The 17343-nt window shown below is 54.0% G+C and carries 18 protein-coding genes; 12 read left to right on the top strand and 6 right to left on the bottom strand.

Annotated features, from left to right (window positions below):
• On the top strand, positions 1-231 hold a 231-nt coding region (locus PEL01S_RS34550; protein WP_164824289.1), incomplete at its 5' end, for a hypothetical protein.
• Between the two features lie 197 nt (positions 232-428).
• Here PEL01S_RS34550 and PEL01S_RS17485 read toward each other — a convergent pair.
• Positions 429-1064: a metallophosphoesterase family protein gene (locus tag PEL01S_RS17485; RefSeq protein ID WP_127461207.1), complete on the bottom strand. Its 636-nt coding sequence runs from the start codon at positions 1062-1064 to the stop codon at positions 429-431.
• Positions 1065-1077: 13 nt separating this feature from the next.
• Positions 1078-1494, bottom strand: coding sequence for a GNAT family N-acetyltransferase (locus PEL01S_RS17480; RefSeq protein ID WP_127461206.1), 417 nt, complete (start codon positions 1492-1494; stop codon positions 1078-1080).
• Positions 1495-1765: 271 nt separating this feature from the next.
• Here PEL01S_RS17480 and PEL01S_RS17475 point away from each other — a divergent pair, with 271 nt between their 5' ends.
• From PEL01S_RS17475 to PEL01S_RS17460, 4 genes are all read left to right on the top strand, one after another.
• On the top strand, positions 1766-2308 hold the full coding sequence (locus PEL01S_RS17475; RefSeq protein WP_063182592.1) for a DUF1697 domain-containing protein: 543 nt from the start codon (positions 1766-1768) through the stop codon (positions 2306-2308).
• Positions 2309-2426: 118 nt separating this feature from the next.
• Positions 2427-2924: a DinB family protein gene (locus PEL01S_RS17470; RefSeq protein WP_063182590.1), complete on the top strand. Its 498-nt coding sequence runs from the start codon at positions 2427-2429 to the stop codon at positions 2922-2924.
• 53 nt (positions 2925-2977) lie between these two features.
• A complete protein-coding gene (locus PEL01S_RS17465) occupies positions 2978-3976 on the top strand; it encodes a helix-turn-helix transcriptional regulator (protein WP_127461205.1) in 999 nt (332 codons plus the stop codon).
• A complete protein-coding gene (locus tag PEL01S_RS17460; protein ID WP_127461204.1) occupies positions 3973-4272 on the top strand; it encodes a putative quinol monooxygenase in 300 nt (99 codons plus the stop codon). Before PEL01S_RS17465 ends, PEL01S_RS17460 begins: the two co-directional genes overlap by 4 nt.
• Positions 4273-4355: 83 nt before the next feature.
• On the opposite strand, the gene PEL01S_RS17455 is transcribed toward PEL01S_RS17460, so the two are convergent.
• On the bottom strand, positions 4356-4679 hold the full coding sequence (locus PEL01S_RS17455) for a helix-turn-helix domain-containing protein (RefSeq protein WP_127461203.1): 324 nt from the start codon (positions 4677-4679) through the stop codon (positions 4356-4358).
• An 86-nt stretch (positions 4680-4765) separates the two neighbouring features.
• The gene (locus PEL01S_RS17450) at positions 4766-5836 is read right to left on the bottom strand and encodes an FUSC family protein (RefSeq protein WP_063182586.1); all 1071 of its coding nucleotides are present in this window, start codon (positions 5834-5836) and stop codon (positions 4766-4768) included.
• A gap of 159 nt (positions 5837-5995) precedes the next feature.
• On the opposite strand from PEL01S_RS17450, the gene PEL01S_RS17445 reads away from it, so the two are divergent.
• From PEL01S_RS17445 to PEL01S_RS17415, 7 genes are all read left to right on the top strand, one after another.
• Entirely contained in the window at positions 5996-6625 is a 630-nt protein-coding gene (locus PEL01S_RS17445; RefSeq protein ID WP_127461202.1) for a stalk domain-containing protein, read from the top strand.
• 264 nt (positions 6626-6889) lie between these two features.
• A complete protein-coding gene (locus PEL01S_RS17440; RefSeq protein WP_174806964.1) occupies positions 6890-7828 on the top strand; it encodes a carbohydrate ABC transporter permease in 939 nt (312 codons plus the stop codon).
• A 16-nt stretch (positions 7829-7844) separates the two neighbouring features.
• On the top strand, positions 7845-8681 hold the full coding sequence (locus tag PEL01S_RS17435) for a carbohydrate ABC transporter permease (RefSeq protein WP_010493293.1): 837 nt from the start codon (positions 7845-7847) through the stop codon (positions 8679-8681).
• 112 nt (positions 8682-8793) lie between these two features.
• Positions 8794-10137 carry an ABC transporter substrate-binding protein gene (locus PEL01S_RS17430; protein WP_010493292.1) on the top strand — a complete coding sequence of 448 codons (1344 nt, stop codon included), beginning with the start codon at positions 8794-8796 and terminating at the stop codon, positions 10135-10137.
• 379 nt (positions 10138-10516) lie between these two features.
• Positions 10517-12220 (top strand): cache domain-containing sensor histidine kinase, encoded by a 1704-nt coding sequence (locus PEL01S_RS17425; RefSeq protein WP_127461201.1) that lies wholly within the window; start codon positions 10517-10519, stop codon positions 12218-12220.
• Between the two features lie 32 nt (positions 12221-12252).
• The gene (locus PEL01S_RS17420; RefSeq protein ID WP_127461200.1) at positions 12253-13848 is read left to right on the top strand and encodes a response regulator; all 1596 of its coding nucleotides are present in this window, start codon (positions 12253-12255) and stop codon (positions 13846-13848) included.
• 43 nt (positions 13849-13891) lie between these two features.
• The gene (locus PEL01S_RS17415) at positions 13892-15040 is read left to right on the top strand and encodes a DUF2264 domain-containing protein (RefSeq protein WP_255320119.1); all 1149 of its coding nucleotides are present in this window, start codon (positions 13892-13894) and stop codon (positions 15038-15040) included.
• A gap of 105 nt (positions 15041-15145) precedes the next feature.
• On the opposite strand, the gene PEL01S_RS17410 is transcribed toward PEL01S_RS17415, so the two are convergent.
• The gene (locus PEL01S_RS17410) at positions 15146-16243 is read right to left on the bottom strand and encodes an acyltransferase family protein (protein WP_127461199.1); all 1098 of its coding nucleotides are present in this window, start codon (positions 16241-16243) and stop codon (positions 15146-15148) included.
• Between the two features lie 165 nt (positions 16244-16408).
• The gene (locus PEL01S_RS17405) at positions 16409-17299 is read right to left on the bottom strand and encodes a putative RNA methyltransferase (protein WP_127461198.1); all 891 of its coding nucleotides are present in this window, start codon (positions 17297-17299) and stop codon (positions 16409-16411) included.
• Positions 17300-17343 lie beyond the last annotated feature (44 nt).

Genomic DNA, 17343 nt, shown 5'->3' with positions numbered 1-17343 from the left:
GAAGAAGCATACGAAAAAAGGATTATCCGTTGTTTATGGGCTGGAAGATGTCAGAGGTTCCTATTTGCCTGTAAAGATGATTTTGATTGGCAACAGGATGAAATTAAAAAAGTTAATTTGATCGAAATTGTTGAAGAAAAAGAACAAAATGGGGAGATTATCGGTGTAACTCTAATTTGGGGAGAAAGTGGAGTTGGAGGAGATTTTCTTTTGAACCCCCAAAATAAATAAAATTACTATTAGCTTAAGCATAAATCGTATAGTGTTACAAAATGTAGATGGTTCATGTATTACTGATATAAATTGGTATGTTTCCAAGACAATTCCCGCTTTTGGACGATTCATTGAATCGTATACCTATCAAGAACACGTATAGTAATAAATCGAGCCCTTGAGGATTCTTTCTCAAGGGCTTCTTTTTAACCCACCTAGAGCGAAGCATTAATAAACCGGCAGCCATGGCTGGTGTAATCCATCCGGCTGTGTACATGCCCGAAGCACCATATCTTGTTGTGAATGTGCCCAAAGTACTCCGAGCCGTCAAAATAATAAAAGCTCGGTCTTCCTTCGATTAACGCGGAATCGTTCGAAATGGTTTTCCAATGGTCGTAGATCTGATCCTCATCAGCCTTTAATACTTGGAGACCATACTGGAAATCGTACCACATGCCGCAGCCGCCGAACCGAATCCCGTCGATCTCGATCGAATTTCCATCCAGGATATGCACGTCCGGCAGCGGGTCAAGGAGCCGCTTCATTTCGGCCCATCGGTGGAACGAGTTCTTTTTGTATTTATTTTTAATGGATTTCGATACCAAATAATAGTCGTGGTTGCCTGCTGCGATGATGATATGATGGTAGTGCTCCCTGAGCCTCGTAAGCATCATCGCATTCTGTTTATTGAAATGTCCGAGATCGCCGGCGATGACTAGGGTGCTTGAGGGAGAGGCAGGCAAAAGCAGCTGAAGAAAAGCGTCCAACTGCCGGTTCATTTTCGTCAAATTGCCCGAATGCTCCACCCAAAAGTCCAAATGGATGTCCGATATCAGGTCGAATTTCACCATTCTCCGTTACCTGCTACAGAGTCTTCTTCAAAAAGTATTTCGTGCACCCCTGGACCGGAAAATCCTCCAGAGTCCCGAACACCTCGAAGCCATTCTTTTTATAGAAATCCGGAGCCTGGAAGCTGAAGGTGTCCAAATAAATGAGTTTTACGTCCTGCTGCCTTCCGGCTTGTTCGATCTCTTCAAGCAAGCGCGAACCCAGTCCCAATTTACGCGAGCCTTCATCTACCCACAGCATTTCAACAAAAATACCTTCACCGAACTGACGGCTAAGCAGTCCGCCGATGATCTCATGGTTTTCGTTTTTTACAATGAAGTTGATGAAATCGTAGGAAGCGTCCACGTTCTTGAGATTGTAGGCTATCAGTTGATTCCGAACGAACCCGTATTCGTCCGATTCGCTGTCGACTCTTTCCAATTGGTAGTTCATGTTTTTCTCCTCCATTTCGTGGTTTACCTGTCGCTATTTCCGGGCCTTCATCATACACCTCGCGCTGTTCCGTTTAATGACTCTCTCAAAGATAGTATACCAAAAATTGGATCCCCGCGAAAAAACAATACCGTACTAGCTGCGGTCCGTCATGGACAACCTATCGCTCCGACCTATGAAAAACACATATTCAAAAGGGAGGGGCGAAGGTATACTAAGAATAGAAAATTCGCGGCAAAGCACGATCCGATCAATAATAAGAGGTGGCAGAATGACTATTTATATTGCGCTGCTGCGGGGAATTAACGTGAGCGGACACAATAAGATCAAGATGGCCGAATTGAAACGCACACTGGAAACGATGGGCCTGCATCGGGTCCAAACGTATATTCAAAGTGGCAATGTCCTATTCGAATCGGAAGAGAGCCCGGAGACGCTGCGCCAGCGGATCGAAGAGGAGATTAGAGCGGTTTTTGGCATTTCGATCACCGTTGTCTTAAGAACGGCCGAGGAGCTAGAGCGAATCATTGCGAATTGTCCATATACGGATATCCCCTTGGCGGAAGGCGAGAGCATCCACGTTTCCGTCTTGACCGAAGTGACGCCGCAGAAGGTGGTCGACCTATTGTCTGCCAGTGAACGCGATAACGATGAGTACCACATCCACGGGCGCGAGATTTACTTCTTGTTCCGTCAAAGCATACTGGATTCCAAGCTGGCGAAGCATTTGAACAAGCTGGGCGATACGGTAACCACGCGCAACTGGAATACGATGAATAAATTGGCCGCACTGGCGAAAGCGATGCAGGCTTAACGGGAAAACTGCCGTCCGAAAAAGAATGAATGGCTCATCAGAATGACTGACCGTTTCTGTCAGGGATCTGAAATTATACTCATAATGAGGATGAAAAAAGATCCTGGGAGGAATGGGCATGTTTACGACGATAACGAATTTTGCAACGGAGTGGGAGAAGGAGGCGGAATTGACCGCTCAGGTTTTGAGCGGACTGACCGACGAGTCGTTACAACGGAGGATTGACGCCGATCGCCGCACGTTGGGAGCGCTGGCTTGGCATCTGGTCACGTCGATTGATTTTATGACCTCGTTGGGTCTTGATTTCAAGGGAGTGAGCGAAGGCGCGAAAGCTCCGGAATCGGCGGAAGGCATCGCCGAGGAGTACCGGCGCATCAATCAGGCTTTGCTCGAAGCCGTAACGACGCAATGGACCGATGACACGCTTCGCGAGTCGCGCACGATTGGGGGAGGGAAATGGCCGATCAGCGCTGCTTTGCGGTATTTCCTTATGCACCAGGCCCACCACCGGGGCCAGATGACGGTGCTGATGAGGCAGGCTGGATTGCGTCCCCCTGAAATCTACGGTCCGACTTACGACACTTGGGTGGATAAGGGAAAGGCGCCTTTGGACTGACCGGCGTACAAAAGAATCGATTCCAGACGATTGCGGGAAAGAAGGTTTGGACCATGACGAAAGCGGACAACATGTTATCGATCCTCTGGATGCTTCGCTCGGGCAAGCGGATGACAGCCAAGCAGCTGGCGGACGAGCTGGAGATCCATGTGCGGACAGTCTACCGCTGCATCGATTCTTTGTGCGCCAGTGGAGTGCCTATCGTCGCGGAATCCGGTCCAAACGGCGGCTACAGCATCCTGAGCCGTTTCGCCGATTCCCCGCTCGTTTTCGATGCCGAGGAGCAGAAGGGGCTGATCCATGCCACGATCTTCGCCAAGGAGGCCGGGTATCCGTACTCGGATGCTTTGGCCCGGGCGGTGGACAAGCTGAAGCGCTATGCGAACGAGAAGCAGTTGGACCTGCTTGAGCGCCATGGCGGCGGCTTGTCGGTCATTTATCCGCCCGCCGACGGCAGGGGTCAGGCCTATCTGCAAGTGCTGGAGGAGGCAGCCGGACAGGGGCGGACGCTGGAAATGGAGTATGACCGGGGCAAGGGGGAGACCTCCCCTCCGCGGCTGTTCGACCCTTACGGCATTGTCTTTTGGAAAGGAAGCTGGTATACGGTAGGGCATTGCGGCTACCGGGGAGAGATCCGGAGCTTTCGCGTGGATCGCATACGCGGGATGAGAGAGACCGAGGGACGCTTCGAGCGTCCGGTGGGGTTTTCCGCCAAGGATCACCTGCTCGGCAACCTGCTTCCCGATCCGTCCGGGCCCGCAGAATTCGAGACCGTGCGTATTCAAGGGAAGGAGCAGGTGCTGAACGAGCTATGCCGGCATTGGCTGTTCGGTCATGCGCTTGTGGAGCGTCGGCCTGAAGAAGCCGTATTCCGTTTGGAACGCTCGATGCTGCTGACTCACGTGCCCTGTTTTCTAATGCCGTACAGTACGGCATTGCAGATCGAGTCGGAGCTGCTCGTCCGGAAAATGACGGAGGCCAGCGCCCGCATATACGCGCATTACGAAGCGATGCTATCTAACCACACACGTAGAAAGGAAGATGAACAATGAGTAAATACGCCATGTTCGGAAAGTTAACCGCCCACCCGGGGAAACGGGAAGAGCTTGCGAAGATGATGCTGGAAGCCGATATGCTGAACGATATGGAAGGCTGCATCTATTATATTCTGCATGAGGCCGAAGACGAGCCAGACGTCTTATGGATTACGGAGCTGTGGGAAAGCCAGGAGGCGCATGCCGCGTCGCTGAAGAACGAAAAAGTGCGTGAGCTCATCGGGCGGTGCCGGCATTTGATCGCGGAAGCCGGCGGCGTAAAGGTCCGGCCGATCGGGGGGAAAGGGTTTTGATAAGGTAGTTCTACGCATGGGTAAGCAAAAACCAGGAGTGTGCGTCACAGCGCATCCTGGTTTTTATTATGTCAGTCATGTCGTTACTTATTTTTTATCCGTTGTATGAATCCTAGCACGTATTCCTTATCTTCATCGCTTAAGATGCGAATCGCTTGAAATAGTTTCCGATCCAGCTCATCTAATGCCGGAAACTGGACATGGTCCGATGCTCCGGTTAAATAATCTGTGGTCACTTCAAAGATTTGTGCAAGCTTGACCAACGTTTCGGTATCCGGATCACGTATCCCGTACTCCCAATTGGCGTAAGTGCTGCTGCGTTTGATACCTAATCGTTCGGCTACATAGGTTTGGGACCAGCCTTTATCTTCCTTTAAGTGCCGCAATCGTCCGGCAAGTACGGACATAGGTCGTCACCTCACATTTCATCCCGCACGGTTACTTGATGCAAAAGCCCTCTCGCAGCGCATCGTCTGCAAAAGGGCCGTTCCCCCTATTTCTTACTGATCCACGCCGACACGGATTCCAGCAGCTCGTTCTCCTTATCCTCCGCGCCGCGGTCGAACTGCTCGACCAGCTTGTTCAGCCTGCCGGTTTGGTAACCGTAGTCATACATGGCCGCGGCTACGATCGAGAGGCGCAGGTCGCCGTCGCTGGCATCGACGTACCGGATTATGAGGCTCTTCAGGAAACCATCGTTCTCCACTTCGATAACTGCGGCTTCGGAAATGTTCTCTTTCAGCTTATTCTCGAATTTCAAGAGCACGTGCTCGTGGAACTTGATCAGCTTCTCCAGATGGCGGTCGAATTCCCGGTCGATCTCCGCAGTGCGGTTCGCTTGAAAATAATGCTCCTCCACCGCTGCCAGCACAGCCATCCCTTTATGCAGCGTGTGCAGCATTTGCTTGTAGACGACCAAATGACGGGCCTCGCTGAATCTGGCGCGCTTGAGCTTATGCAGTTCTTCTTCGAACAGGGTGTACTTATCCGTCAGCGACTTGAGGGCTCCCTCGAGCGCCTGCTTTTCGTCGCGGAATACGCTTTCCTTGATTTCGTCCGAAATGACCGTGCGCAGCAGCAGAGACATTTTGAAGAAAATCGATTCGATCTGCTTCACGAACTGTACCCTGGGACGGGGAGGGAAAAACGTAATGTTGATCAAAAAAGCGGAGCCGATCCCGATTAAGCTGAGCAAGAACCGATTAAGCGCGAAATCCCACTGCCCGGACGCTTCCATGACGGCGATGACGGTCACCAGTGTCAGCCCGACGGTTTCTTCCATTTTGAGTTTCAGACAGATCATAATGGCAAGGATACAAACAATACCGACCGCGACCGGGTCGTTCGAGAAAATCATACCGGCGACCAAAGCCAGTACGGCCCCGAGTGTATTCGTTTGCAGCTGTTCGAGAAAATAACGCCACGACCGGTAAATAGACGGCTGCATGGCAAAAATCGCAGCGACTCCGGCGATGACGGGGGGCGTGAAACCGACCAGTACGCTAATATACAGTGCCAGGGTAACCGCAATCCCCGTTTTCAATACGCGGGCTCCGAACGTCACAGTCACCCCTCCTTTAATAATAGTATTTACGACTATCTTACACGGAATCCGGGCTCGTTGGCAAAATGAAAAATAATAGAAAAAAGTGAAACATTTGTCGTACAACTTCCGTCTTACTTATATGAAAATTATTCCACATTTGGAGAGGAGTTTACTAGAATGAAAAAACTCATAGTCGGTCTTACCGTGGGAATGATGCTTGGTTCGGCGGCAACGGCATTTGCGGCGGAAGATATCGGCAAAGAAATCAAGGCGGTCTTTGCCAAGTTCAACTTCAAAATCAACGGTGTGGACACTCCATTGGAAACGACTCCGCTTGTGTATGATGGTACGACTTATTTGCCGGTTCGCGAGGTAGGGAAATTAACCGGATACACCGTGTCGTATAAAGAGGATACCCAAACGATTGAACTCACCAATGTGGCGGGTACGACCTACACACCTCCCGCCAAGGGCGAACAACCGGCCACAGAAACCGTAAAAAAAGTTGATGCGGACGTAAAGAAAGACACGGGGAAAGCGGAGGAATCCGTAAAAAAATCGAATGAAGCCGCAAGTAAAGCGGACGGTGCGGCTTGGGTTGATCTCAGAGACTTGCTGGATGCCCTGGATAAAAAATATAAAGGTACCAGAGGCGGGGCAACAGGCGACGAGGCAACAATCGTGATCAATGAAAAGGAGTATAAATTGAAGCTTATCATCAACGGCATGAATTTTAGTGTGGAGATCACTCCGCTGATCGAAGCGAATGTCATCACCCTGGAAGAAGTAAAAAAGGGCAACAAGTAAGTACCCGTCTGCTACATTATCCACACGGCATGAACGGAAATTATGAATATACCCCGAAGAGGACAATTCAGGTTGGGATTCAACCCGGATTGTCCTTTTTGCTATGCCCGACGCCGAATAAAACCGCTCGCCCCGCCTCCTTCCAATCTGCCGGCATGGTAAAAATTTTGCACAACTCGGTCAGAATCGTCCGCAGCGCGGGGGAGGAGCCTCTTATATAGTAAGAATCAACAATAGTATTGTTCACTTACAGGGGTGATAACGATGGAGACAAACAAGCTTTCGAACCGGACGGCGGGCGCTGCGGCCAAATCCAAATGGAACAATTCCAAAAAGGAGGCGCTGGTCGGTTGGCTGTTTCTGGCTCCCGAATTTGTCGGGATCGTGCTGCTTTACGTATTTCCGGTCGTGTTCTCGCTATATCTCAGCTTCAGCGATTGGAATCTGGTCGGAGGTATTTCTTCCATTAAATTCGTCGGACTCGAGAACTTCGCGAAGCTCTTCGATGACGAGAAAGTGCTGATGGCGCTTAAAAACAACTTGATTTACACGCTGCTCACGGTGCCGGTCGGCATGCTGCTCGCCTTGATTCTCGCCGTGCTTATTCATTCGCGCGTTTACGGGAAAAGCTATTTTAAGGTCGCTTTTTTCATTCCGTACATTTCGTCGCTCGTCGCGCTTGGTGCGGTATGGAGCGCGCTGTACCATCCTTCGAAAGGGCCGATCAACCAGTTTCTGATCAGCCTCGGCATCACGGACCCGCCCAAATGGCTAGCGGATTCGAACTACTCGCTGCTCTCGATCATTATTATTGCGATCTGGGCCGGCATCGGCTACCAGATTGTCATTTACTTGGCGGGCCTGACGAACATTCCCGAAGAAATGTACGAAGCGGCCAGCATCGACGGTGCCTCGCCTTGGCATAAGTTTACGAAGATTACGCTGCCGCTGCTTGGGCCGACGACGTCCTTTTTGTTCATCACGCTTCTGATGTCGTCGTTCAAGGTGTTTGACCTTGTCGCCTTTATGACCGGCGGGGGACCGAACGACTCTTCGACGGTTATCGTCTTCCGGATCTACGAGGAAGGCTTCCGCAACTTCAAGATGGGCTACGCTTCCGCGATTTCCTGGCTCCTGTTCGCGATTGTCGGACTGGCGACGCTGGCCACTTGGCAGCTCCAGAAGCGCAAAGTACATTACTAGAGAGGAGTAGAAGGGTATGCCAGTACGAAAATTCGATCTCACCAAATGGCTCCTGACGATCCTTCTCGGAGCGTTCTCCGTATTGTTCCTGGTTCCGCTGATCTGGATGATCTCGGCCGCGTCGAAGTTCGAGAAGGACGTCATGGAGTTTCCGATCCGCTGGATTCCGAAGGATTGGAACTTTATCGGCAACTTCCAAGAGGTTTGGCTGGGCAAGGTACCGTTTTACCTCTTTTACTTAAATTCGCTCAAGCTGGCGCTAATCATGACGGCCTGCACCATTTTCTTCTCGTCCATGGCGGCGTTTGCGTTCACGAAGCTGCGCTTCAAGGGCCGGGATCTCGCCTTCGGCATGCTGCTGACGTTCATGGTCATTCCCGAGCAGGCGACGCTTGTGCCGCGCTATCTTTTGATGAAATGGCTTCATCTGTACAACACGCACGCGGGCATGGTTCTGATGGGCATGTTCTCCATCTACTTCACGTTTTTGCTTCGGCAGTTTATGATGGGGATTCACAGTGATTTTATCGAGGCGGCCAGAATCGACGGCGCAGGCTATTTCAAAACGTATTGGAGCATCATCCTGCCGCTCTGTAAGCCGATTCTGGCGACGGTCGGCATCATCAAGTTCATCTGGACGTGGAACGATTACCAGACGCCGCTGATTTTCTTGATCAACAAAGGGCTGTATACGATTCCGCTGGGGATGCAAATGTTCAAGGACGAATTCGCCGACAACTACGCGGTGATCATGATGGCTTCGCTATCTGCGATCCTGCCGCTGCTGATTATCTTCGTTGTGCTGCAGAAGCAGGTCATTAACGGCATCTCGCTGGGCGGGGTAAAAGGATAAAGGTCAAAATATTGCACGGGACAGGCAAAAATTAGACACATCGTTTTGGGCGTGAAAGCATTAGAATGCAGCTATAGAGACCTACATCATCATGACCCGAGGGGGAGTTCACATGAAGAAAACAAGCGCGTTGCTGTTGAGCGGGGCGGTACTTGCGGTTTCCGTACTGAGCGGCTGCGGCCAAGGGGCGGAGAAGCAGGAAGCGTCCGGCGAAGGCGGACAGAAGAACGTGACGCTGAAATATTACAACTGGGACAATGAGGTTATGGGCGCGACGACGAAGGCGCTTATCGACCAGTTCCAAGCGAAATATCCGAACATCAAAGTCGAGTCCGTGCCGCTCGTGCCGGGCAACTCGGTAGAGACGCTCAAGAAGCTGGACGTAACGATGTCCTCCGGCGAGCAGATCGACTTGGTACTGTTCCCAAGCATCGACGAGACGCTGGCCCGCGCGGCGCAAGGCGTGTTGGCTCCTCTGGACGATATGTACGCTAAAGAGAACGTGAAGCCGGAGGACGAATATTACGTCAATCCGAAGTACAAAGGCAAAAACTACGCCGCCATGTACCAGCGCAGCAACTGGATCGTTCTGCTGAACCAGAAGGCGCTCGACGAAGCGAACCTGCCGGTGCCGGAGGTCGGCTGGACCTGGGACGACTTCCGCGAATATGCGAAGAAGCTGACCAAAGGCGAAGGCAACAATAAACGGTATGGCGCTTACTTCCATAACTGGGGCGATTACGCCAACCCGATTTTGTTCAACGAGAAGCGGAATCCGTTCCTTAAGGAAGACGGCACGACCCAATTCGACGATCCGTCGATGTTGTCGTTCTTCAATCTCCGCCGCGCGATGGAGAAAGAAGACAAGTCCACGACACCGTTCGCCGACGTTGTAGGCGCGAAGCTGGCGTACCGGACGGAGTTCTTCAACGAAAAAGCGGCCATGCTCGTGACCGGCAGCTGGATGGTTGCCGACTCGGCCGACGTGACGAAGTACCCGCATAACTTCAAAGTGGCGTTCGCGCCGGTGCCGCGCTCTTCGAAAGATGCGGAGCTCGGTCAAACGAGCATCGGCGGACAGTTCATTTCCGTCGCTGCCGGTTCGAAGTATAAAGAAGAAGCGTATCAGTTCATCCGTTTCGTAACGACGAATACGTCGGATGCGAAGAAGGAATTGTCCGGCTGGAAGAAAGCCGACGACAAGAAGATCATCGAAGGCACAATCGCGAAAAGCAAAGATCTCTTCAACACCGACTCGCTTGACAAAGCGCTGTTCGACAAACGCATTCATGCGCCGGCTCCGTCCGAGGTTGTTGCGCCGTATGCGCCGCAGCTGAAGAAAGTGCTCGAAGACGGCTTCAGCTCGTTCATTCTGGACGGCAAGTCTGCCGAGGACGCTCAGAAGCAAATGGTTGAGCAAGCAAACAAAGTCATCAAAGAGAACAGCAAAAAGTAATCAAGGAAAGGGGCGCCGCAGGGCGTCCTTTCTTTGCGCCGGGACGTACCGGGCGTTGGAAAGCAAAGCTTTTCCGGGCCCGGTCAGTCGAAGGTCTTGGGGTAAAAATAGCGCATCGCAGATACGTTAATCGCCATGGATCGGGCCGTAAAGAAGGAATAAAGCATCCTGGATGCGTTATAGGCAGAAAATGAGGAGTACCGAATCAAATTCGACATGGATAACAAACGTGTGTTCCTCTATTCAGTTCTGCCGATTGAGATTGCACAGGATAGCGGCAGATCGGTTCCTTTATTTTAGCTGGGCGAAGCAAATACTTGGGTCTATGCGGGACCGGTGATACAATGGGGACAGGAAAGAGAGGGGAGCTTCTGACACCATGAACAGCATGTTTCAATTTTCCTACTACCGGCGTATTCAGCTCTCGTTTCTGATTCTCATTTTGCTGCCGATCGTCATCGTGTCGGTATTTTTGCTATCCATGACACGGGATGCGGTAATGGACAAAATTCGCCTGACCAACCAGTCGGTCGTCGACGTGATGGCGAAGGATATTACGAAGACGATCGACGATCTGACGTATGCGTCGAATTTTTTCATACAAGACCCGAGCGCGAGGGCTCAGCTTCGCAGCTTCACCGATACCCAGCAAATCGGCAGCTTCGCCGATTACCAGAGACAGCAGCACATTCAGGACTTTTTTGGTCTGGTGCTTGCGAAGACGCTCAATACGGACATCCGGATGTTTCTGGTCAACGGCAAGGGCTTCATCATCCCGTCCAGCGATCCCGATCAGCTGGCTCCGTTCAGGCAGCACTGGGAGCAGCTTCGGTCTCAGGTCGACCTCGATACGCCGAAGCGGCTTCAGTGGCTGAGCCGCGTCCAAACCGAGGGGGGCAAGGGCGAGCCCGTTTATTACGCGGCCAGAGTGATCCGGGACCCGGCGGACAATGCTTATTTGGCTACGCTGTACATCGGCATTACGAACCCGTATTTCGAGAAGCTGTTCCGGCAGGCGGCCTCCGGCACCTTTGCGCTTTATGATGAGGAAGGGCGGCTTATCGCGGGAGACGCTTCGGTTCGTTTCGGCGGCGGAAGTGCGTCCGACCAAACGCTGCGGAGCGAAGCAGTGCTGTCCAAGACCGGCTGGAAAATGATCTACGAGACGTCCGACCAAGAAGTGACCGGGCAAATTTATAAAATCTTTTATATCGCCATACTGTTCGTCGTTCCGTTTTTTGCGCTGTTCTTTATCGTGTCGCTGCTGCTGGCGAAGCGGCTGCACCGGCCGATCCAGAAGCTGGACTTCATGGCCAAGCAATTCAGCCAAGGGAACCGGCTGATCCGGTTTCAGGGCAAGGGCAAGGACGAGATTGCGCAGCTCGGACAGACGTGGAACCGGATGCTCGACGAGATCGAGCAGCTCATTACGAACATCGAGCAGGAGCAGGAGCAGAAGCGAGTGATCGAGCTGCAGGCACTGTTTGCGCAAATCCGGCCGCATTTTTTGATCAATACGCTCAATTCGATCAAATGCAGCCTGATTCTGGGCGGCGACCTTCGGCACAGCCGCCAGATCGATTCGCTGATGAGTCTGCTGCGGGCGTACATGAAGGTGAACGAACCGACCTCCTTGGCCGCGGAATGCAAGCTGCTTGAGCATTATATGGACATTATGCGTTTGCGTAACGAGCTACACGTCGAGTTGAAGGTAACTTTGGCTCCCGAAGCGGCCGAATTCGAGGTTCCGAAGCTGCTGCTGCAGCCGATCGTCGAAAATGCGCTGCTGCACGGGTTTGTCGAGAAGCTGGACGATGCAAAAATCGACATCGAGGCCGAGCGGCTGGATTCGCGCCTCGAGATTCGGGTGACGGATAACGGCGAGGGGATGCCGGACGAGGAGCGGGAGGCGCTGAGCCGGATGCTGGAGGGGCCCGAGACGGACAAGCCGCAGACGTACCGGCGGGTCGGATTGATCAACGTGCTGCAGCGGCTTCGGCTGACGTACGGGCCGGATGCGACGATGAAGCTTCGGGCGAATCCTTCCGGGGGCTTAATCGTTATTTTGAATATGCGAGCCTGACGAGCGACAATGGACAACGGGAGAGGATAGTCATGTACAAAGTCCTGATCATCGACGACGATGTGCCGATGCTGAAATATTTGAAGCAGCTGATCGATTGGAACGCGCTCGACCTGCAAATCGTCGCGGATACGTACTCCAGCGTCAAGGCGCTACGGCTGTTCGATGAGCTCCGGCCGGACCTCGTCGTGTCGGATATCGGCCTGCCTCAAATGGACGGGCTGGAGCTGGCTTCGGAAATGCTGCGGCGGCGGCCGGAGGTGCGGGTTATTTTTTTAACGTGCCATGAAGACTTCCACTATGCGCAAAAGGCACTTAAGCTGAGCGTCGACGATTACCTGATCAAGGACGAACTGACGGCTGACCAGTTGGCGCAAAGCTTGGAGAAATCCGTGAGGCTCCTTCGCGCGGCGAAAGCGCAGACGGAGCAGCTGACGTACCGCGAGGATTGGAGCCGGCATGCCAATGTGCTTCGGGATTCTTTTTTCAAGCAGCTGCTACGCGGCGGAGATGCCGCTTATTTGACCGATTCCGCCGCGCGGCTTGGCCTCGTCTGGGACAAGCCGTCGTTTCTGCTGGCGCTCGGTTATGTGTCGTATTACGATGTGCTCTCGCGCTATGCGCACAAGGACCTGCCGCTGATCCGTTACGGCGTCGCGAACATTGCAGCCGAGCTGGCGGGCGAGTTCGAAGGCATCACGACCTTCAACGACGGCGAAGGGCTGGCCGTGCTGCTCAATTACCGGCCTTCCTTGAAATGGAACGCGCAGGAGCATCTGCTGACCTTTCTGGCGAAGCTTCAAGCCAAATGCAAAGAATTTCTCGGCGTAGGCACGACGTTCTTCGCCAGCTCCAGTGCCGACAAACTGGTGGTTACGGAGATTGGCGCAGCCCATCGCCGCATGGCGGCAGAGCGCTACGTCGCTTTCTACACCGAGCATCCGGTGACCGTGCTGCCCGCGGCCGGCTTGCCGCAAGCGTATCATCCGGGAGCCGGGGGGTTCGAGCAGGAGTACGCCGAATTGTCGCAGGCGGTCCGGGATCACGATGAGGCGCTGCTGGAGAAAGCGCTGGCGGGCATTCGGCGGTCGGCGCTGGAGCTGCAGCCGGAACCGGCGTCGTTCGTGCATCAGTGTGCGGACAGGCTGCGGCTCGTTGAGCTCCAGTACCGGGCGTTCAGCGGCGAGACGCTGTACGCCTGTCTGCAGCAGACGCTGACGCTCGGCGACGCGCTTGGGCTGATGGGGCTGAAGCTGCGGCAGATCATGAACGGCCGACGGCTCGGGGAGCCGCAGGCGAGCAAGGAGCCGAAGCTGCAGACCATCGACCAGTACATTGCGCAGCATTTGGCGGAGACGATCACCTCGATCGATATTGCGACACATTTGTATTTGAACCCAAGCTATTTTTCACGGTACTTTAAGAAGCTCTCCGGCGAAAATTTCACGGACTACGTTCACCGATACAAGATGAAGATCGCCGCCGACCTGCTGGAGAAGACAAAGGATTCCATCGAGGTCGTCGCGCTGCGCTGCGGGTATTCGGACCGGACATACTTCTCCAAGGTGTTCAAAAAATACATCGGTGTCACGCCCGGCGAGTACAAGTCGAGGTCCGGCTTGATGTAACGGGCGCTTACGGAATAAACATCAAACGAGAGGAAGATCGAACGTGACGACTCATGCCGATGACCGGGACTACTGGCTGCAAACGATGCAGCGCATCGCGAAGCCGGTGCTCGAAGCGCTGGCGCAGCGCAAGCTGAAAGAGCGGATGCCGGTGGAGGCGAAGCTGGACGACCGGGAGCTGTACACATATCTGGAGGCGTACGGCCGGCTGCTCGCAGGCATTGCGCCGTGGCTGGAGCACGGCCCGCGGACGGGAGCGGAAGGAGAGCTGCGCGGGGAGTATGTCCGGCTGGCGCAGCTGGCGATGGATGCGGCAACCGATCCGCAGTCGCCGGACCGGATGAACTTCTCGGACGGCTACCAGCCGATCGTGGATGCGGCTTTTCTGGCCCATGCGATTCTGCGGGCGCCGACGGCGTTGTGGAGCGGGCTGGACGACCGCGTTAAGGCGAACGTGAAGGAAGCGCTGAGGGCGACCCGCTCCCGGAAGCCGTGGTTCAACAACTGGCTGCTGTTCGCGGCCATGATCGAAGCGGCGCTCTGCGTGATCGGGGACGACACGTGGGACCCGATGCGGGTCGATTATGCGCTGAAGCAGCATGAGCAGTGGTATCTCGGCGACGGTATGTACGGTGACGGACCTCATTACCATACGGACTACTACAACAGCTTCGTCATTCAGCCGATGCTGCTCGATCTACTGGAGACGGTCGGCGACCGCTATCCCGAATGGGCGGGTCTGCGGGAGCGCGTCCAGCGGAGGGCGGTGCGTTACGCCGCCGTGCAGGAACGGTCCATCTCGCCGGAAGGAACGTTTCCCGTTGTCGGACGTTCGCTCGCTTACCGCTTCGGTGCGTTCCAGTTGCTGGCCCAGATGGCGCTGCGCGAGCAGTTGCCCGACGATGTCGCGCCGGCCCAGGTGCGCTGTGCGCTGACCGCGGTGATGCGCCGCATGATCGAAGCGCCGGGCACGTTCGATGCGGGCGGCTGGCTGACGATCGGCTTTTGCGGGCATCAGCCGGAAATTGGCGAACCGTACATTTCCACCGGCAGCTTGTACTTGTGCGCCACCGGTTTCCTGCCGCTCGGGCTTTCTCCGGATCGCCCATTCTGGCAGGACGAAGCGGCGGACTGGACGTCGCGCAAAGCATGGTCGGGCGGGTATACTCCGGCAGACCATGCGCTGGAATAACTTAGCCATCGCCGAAAGCCGCCCCCGGCGTGGTTGTGAGAACCTAAAAAGCCGTATTCCGCAAGCAGGAGGTTCCCTCCTCTTATGGAATACGGCTTTTCGAATCTACATGGCACGCGAATAGGCTTCTTGGGCTTTGCGGCGGCTCCGTGCTTGAACGGCTTTCTTGGTCAACGCGTTTAGCGGTCTTTCAACCCAGCGGTACACCGCGAGGCACAGGAGCAGTCCCGACAGGAAGCAAAGCGTGACCGTGAGCGCCGGCCCGATCCGCTCCACCGCATGTGCGGCCCGCGCCAGCTTGAAGGTAACCGACATCATCGGCAGACTGGCGAGCAGGATCGAATAGGAGGCGTTCCCGCACAGCGCGAGCGGCTTCAGCGAGCGGTACACCGGGCCTTTCCACGTCGTTACCCCGACCAGCACCAACGCCGACCCGAACGTATGCAGCAGATCCGTATACCGCAGACCGGCCTGCTCGAACCGCAGTACCCAGAGAATCGCGTAGACCGCTCCGCCCCCTGCGATCCACCATAGGCTGTGGCCGAGGGAACGCTTGCGGACGAGATAGGCGACGAGCATCCCGGCGAAAAACTCCAAATGCGCCTCATTAAACAAAAATTGCTCCAGCAGCCCTGACTTCACCTGAATCCACCCGATCTCGTTCAGGGCAATGATCGTCAGCCACCCCGAATAGATCGCGGCGACGGTTTTTTCCTTCAAGAGAAATACTAGCGAGAACATCAGATAAAACCATACGACGTACGTCAGCGACCAAGCGACCTCCAGAATCGGCGGATTAGCCTGCGGCCACAGCAGCATCGATTTAAAAATGACCCCGGGATTACGCTCATAACCGAAGCCGAACGACGGCACCAAAAAATAGATTGGGACGACGGCAGCCGTCACGAGCCAGTATAACGGATAAATACGGTAGAACCGTTTCAGCAGAAACGTTCCGAACAGCTCCGTCCTTCCGAATTGATCGCGATATAGCGTAAACATTAAATAACCGGTTAAAGCGAAAAAAAACGTATAGGCTCCCGAACGTCCCATTTCGCTGATCCCGAGATAATTGTATCCGAAATAATGCTGGCCCGTTTGTGAAGCGTGAAACAGCATCACCAGCAGAACGGCAACGCCGCGGGCCGCTTGAATATAAAAGAAATTGTGTTTCCGCTCCATTCCGTCCAGCCTTTCTTGCATAGTTTGCCTGCTTTTAAAGCATTATGGCAGACAAAGATGAAAAAATCGTGACATGAACCTGAATGCAAGCTGAAAATGAGTATGACAAGTTTATCCTCTCAAAAAAACACCTCCGCCTGCTTCAACCGCAGCGGAGGTGTTCTCTATATCCATGCCTGAGCCAGGCTACTGGACTTTTGCGCGCCCAACCAGCACGGTGAAATCCGCAGTAATCTCCCGGATCGCCAGCTGCAGCGCCTGCTGAAGCTGCTCGTCCCGGGCGCCCCACGATAGCGGCGTCATCCGTACCAGAGGTTCCAGCAGCTCCTTTTGCAAGGTGACGTCGTACCGGATCTGCCGTTCGTCCAACATGTCAAAATGGCGCATGAAGAGCGCCCTTGTCTTTTCGTTAGAATAAGCTTGTCTGGGCGAGCGATCATACAAGACGTGCCGCAGCTGCCGCAAATGCTCGCTGCCCGGGATGACCTTGATCAACATGCCGTCCTTGCTCAGCAAGCGGCTGAATTCCCCATAATTCGAAGCGGATAATACGTTCAGGATGACATCAAACGACTGGTCCCGAAAAGGGCTCCGCGCCAGATCGCCCACGCACCAGATGAAGCCCGCATACTCTCTCGCGGCAATCGCGACACCTTCCTTGGACAGATCGAGCCCAGCGCCGAGGAAGCCGGTAGGCGTTTCGCGCTTCCACACCTCCGCAAGCTGCGCCAGCTGAGAGCCCTCGCCGCATCCGGCATCCAATACGGTGATCGGCTCCAAGCCACCGCCACTTATATTCGTAAGGATCGTCTGACCGATCCGCTCGATCAGAGGCTGAAAGAAGCCGCTTCGGCATACGAGATTTCGTGCTTCGAACATCGTTTTTCCATAATCGCTTTTGACGGCCTTCGTTACTAACGAAATATAGCCCGGCTTTGCGGTATCAAAGCCATGCCGATTCCGGCAAAGCAGCGTCCGGTTTTCGTTCATTTCCATAGCTAGCCCGCAGACGGGACATTGAAACAGAGAGCTGTATCGGCCGATCAATCGGGCGGCCGCATCGATTTTTTTCAACACCAAAAAACACCTCGTTCATTCGTTGTCGTAGAATGAAAAAGGCA

The sequence above is a fragment of the Paenibacillus elgii NBRC 100335 genome (assembly GCF_004000865.1).
Taxonomy (GTDB): Bacteria; Bacillota; Bacilli; order Paenibacillales; family NBRC-103111; genus Paenibacillus_G; species Paenibacillus_G elgii.
This window is presented reverse-complemented; position numbering and strand designations above follow the sequence as displayed.

Bases quoted from the DNA above. Each gene is read 5' to 3' on its own strand.
- PEL01S_RS17485 (WP_127461207.1), bottom strand. From the start codon at position 1,064: ATGGTGAAATTCGACCTGATATCGGACATCCATTTGGACTTTTGGGTG.
- PEL01S_RS17480 (WP_127461206.1), bottom strand. From the start codon at position 1,494: ATGAACTACCAATTGGAAAGAGTCGACAGCGAATCGGACGAATACGGG.
- PEL01S_RS17475 (WP_063182592.1), top strand. From the start codon at position 1,766: ATGACTATTTATATTGCGCTGCTGCGGGGAATTAACGTGAGCGGACAC.
- PEL01S_RS17470 (WP_063182590.1), top strand. From the start codon at position 2,427: ATGTTTACGACGATAACGAATTTTGCAACGGAGTGGGAGAAGGAGGCG.
- PEL01S_RS17465 (WP_127461205.1), top strand. From the start codon at position 2,978: ATGACGAAAGCGGACAACATGTTATCGATCCTCTGGATGCTTCGCTCG.
- PEL01S_RS17460 (WP_127461204.1), top strand. From the start codon at position 3,973: ATGAGTAAATACGCCATGTTCGGAAAGTTAACCGCCCACCCGGGGAAA.
- PEL01S_RS17455 (WP_127461203.1), bottom strand. From the start codon at position 4,679: ATGTCCGTACTTGCCGGACGATTGCGGCACTTAAAGGAAGATAAAGGC.
- PEL01S_RS17445 (WP_127461202.1), top strand. From the start codon at position 5,996: ATGAAAAAACTCATAGTCGGTCTTACCGTGGGAATGATGCTTGGTTCG.
- PEL01S_RS17440 (WP_174806964.1), top strand. From the start codon at position 6,890: ATGGAGACAAACAAGCTTTCGAACCGGACGGCGGGCGCTGCGGCCAAA.
- PEL01S_RS17435 (WP_010493293.1), top strand. From the start codon at position 7,845: ATGCCAGTACGAAAATTCGATCTCACCAAATGGCTCCTGACGATCCTT.
- PEL01S_RS17430 (WP_010493292.1), top strand. From the start codon at position 8,794: ATGAAGAAAACAAGCGCGTTGCTGTTGAGCGGGGCGGTACTTGCGGTT.
- PEL01S_RS17425 (WP_127461201.1), top strand. From the start codon at position 10,517: ATGAACAGCATGTTTCAATTTTCCTACTACCGGCGTATTCAGCTCTCG.
- PEL01S_RS17420 (WP_127461200.1), top strand. From the start codon at position 12,253: ATGTACAAAGTCCTGATCATCGACGACGATGTGCCGATGCTGAAATAT.
- PEL01S_RS17410 (WP_127461199.1), bottom strand. From the start codon at position 16,243: ATGCAAGAAAGGCTGGACGGAATGGAGCGGAAACACAATTTCTTTTAT.